The sequence below is a fragment of the Microvirga sp. P4_G7 genome (assembly GCF_056401005.1).
This window is the reverse complement of sequence record NZ_JBFUKD010000560.1, coordinates 1-2483: the sequence shown is the minus strand read 5'-3', so window position 1 is coordinate 2483 and position 2483 is coordinate 1. Positions and strand designations below refer to the sequence as shown.

Genomic DNA, 2483 nt, shown 5'->3' with positions numbered 1-2483 from the left:
ACGAATATTGAGGGCGGCGAGATCGTCGCGGATCATGTCCAACATGGCCGCGATCGCCGTCTCCCTGACGATGGGCAGCCATTCGATTTCTGGCTTGTCGACAAGGGCCGGACCATGCTCGCGGACCAGCAGCTCGCCCACGGGCTTCAGATAATCTCCCGGGTATAGCCCCTCGGGGATCGCTCCCACATCGTGGCCGAGCGCTTCCTTGTAGCGAAGGAAGGCCGACCGGGCGAGGACATCGACCTGCGCACCCGCATCGTTGATGTAGTATTCGCGGGCGACCTTGTAGCCGGCGAAGGCGAGAAGCGCCGAGAGCGCGTCGCCGAACACCGCGCCGCGCCCGTGCCCTACGTGGAGGGGCCCGGTGGGGTTCGCAGAAACATATTCCACGTTCACGGGCTCGCCACCGCCGCGGTTGCTGCGGCCGAACGCCTGCGCATCGATCGTCGCCGCGCGCAGCACGTCGTGGAGGACTTGCGATGCGAGCTTGATGTTGATGAACCCAGGCCCGGCCACCTCCACGCTCGTGACACGCGGGTCTGTCTTCAGATCGCCGACGAGCAGATCCGCCAAGGCGCGCGGATTCATCCGTGCTTCCTTCGCCAGAACCATCGCCGCGTTGGTGGCGAGATCGCCGTGAGAGGCGTCGCGCGGAGGCTCCACCACCACGCGGTCGACGGTGAGCCCTTGAGGGATGGCCCCGGCCTCTGCCAGCCGCCCAAGGGCCTCGGCGACACGCTTCTCAAACAACCCGAAGATATTCATGTTTCTTTCCAGACAAGGCTCGTCGATCCCGGCCAAGGGATCCGCAATGGGCGGAGCTGCAATGCCGGTTCAGTTTGTCGATCACGCTGTAGCGGCTTGGCCGGCTAACGCAAGTCGGGGGTCGTCTCAAACAGCCGCTGATGCTCCAAAACCGCGTATCGGTCGGTCATGCCGGCGATGTAATCGGCAATCCGTCGGGCGAGCCGTGGCCGGTCGGCGACATCGAGGTCGGCCCGCCACTCGTCGGGCATGGTGGCGGGCTCGGCCATGAACCGTCCGAAAAGATCGCCGAGGACCTGATCCGCCTGCCGCCGGACGGCCATCACCTTGGGATGGCGGTACATGTGCTCATAGAGAAAACGCTTCACCGATGCCTCCGCCTTCTGCATGGCCGGCGAGAAGCGGACCTGCGTTTCTTTGGCGTTTCGGATGTCGTCGGCGCTTTGCGGCGACAGATCGGCCAACCGGCGCTCGGTTTCGGCAACGACGTCCTCAACGAAGCGGGTAATGAGCCGGCGCGTCAGCTCGTGGATTCGGCGTGAATGGTCGAGCGCAGGGTACTGGCCATCGATCTCTGAGAGAATTTCTTCCAGAAACGGGACGGTTCGCAGATCCTCGATGGCGAAGAGGCCCGCCCGCAGGCCATCGTCTATGTCGTGGGCATCGTAGGCGATATCGTCGGCAATGGCGGCCGCCTGCGCCTCGCCGCTGGCGAAGGTGCCCAGCCGGAGATCCTGCAGCGCATTGTATTCGAGGATCGCGAGCGGCACGCCTCGCTCTGCGAACCCGCCGGTCGGCTTCCCCGCCGCGTCGAGAAGCGGGCCATTGTGCTTGACCAATCCCTCGAGCGTCTCCCACGTCAGGTTGAGCCCGTCATAAGCTGCGTAGCGACCCTCCAACCGGGTCACGATGCGCAGCGCCTGGGCGTTGTGATCGAACCCGCCGAACGCAGCCATACAGGCGTCGAGCGTATCCTCGCCGGTGTGCCCGAAGGGCGTATGGCCAAGGTCGTGGGAGAGCGCGAGCGCCTCGGCCAGATCTTCGTCAAGGCCGAAGGAGCGGGCAAGCGCCCGGGCGATCTGGCTCACCTCGATGGTATGGGTCAGCCTCGTCCGGAAGTGGTCGCCCTCATGATAGACGAAGACCTGGGTTTTATGCTTCAGGCGTCTGAAGGCCGAGGAATGGATGATCCGGTCCCGATCCCGCTGGAACTCACTCCGGGTCGGCGAGACCGCCTCCGGATAAAGCCGCCCCCGGCTCGAAGACGGATCGCAGGCGTAAGGGGCTCGCCATCGTTCGCCAAAGGGCCGCACTGCATTGTCCTTGAGTTGAAGCCTTGTGCTTTGGCACTTACCTTGGTCTTAACGATACCGCATTCGTTTTGTTGGTATTCGTTTCACGATTTTTCGGCTCCATCCCAGGAGCGCCTGTACCCGCAATCCACAGATCAACAAGAAATATTTGCCACGTCAGGATCTGTTTAGCGAAGCAGCAATGTTAGCACAACGGCGCTCGTTCAAGCATCACCTTCGGCAACAATCGTCAGCCACTTTTTCACCTGGCAGAACATAACCCTTGAAGAGATCCTCGGTCGCGTCGACGTAAGCCATAGCCTGGGACCGGCGGCGGCTTCGGCACGTGCCTCGATGGGAAACCAGACCCTGCCGCAAGACATTGACGTGATCTCTAGGCAACACGTCGCTGCGAGGCAGACC

Annotated in this window: 2 protein-coding genes; both read right to left on the bottom strand. The window is 62.9% G+C overall.

Annotated features, from left to right (window positions below; translation table 11 throughout):
* The coding region (gene argS / locus AC1DT3_RS17900) for an arginine--tRNA ligase domain-containing protein (protein ID WP_477466582.1) at positions 1-768 on the bottom strand (768 nt) is incomplete at its 3' end.
* Positions 769-872: 104 nt separating this feature from the next.
* Positions 873-2081 (bottom strand): deoxyguanosinetriphosphate triphosphohydrolase, encoded by a 1209-nt coding sequence (locus tag AC1DT3_RS17895; RefSeq protein WP_477466581.1) that lies wholly within the window; start codon positions 2079-2081, stop codon positions 873-875.
* Positions 2082-2483 lie beyond the last annotated feature (402 nt).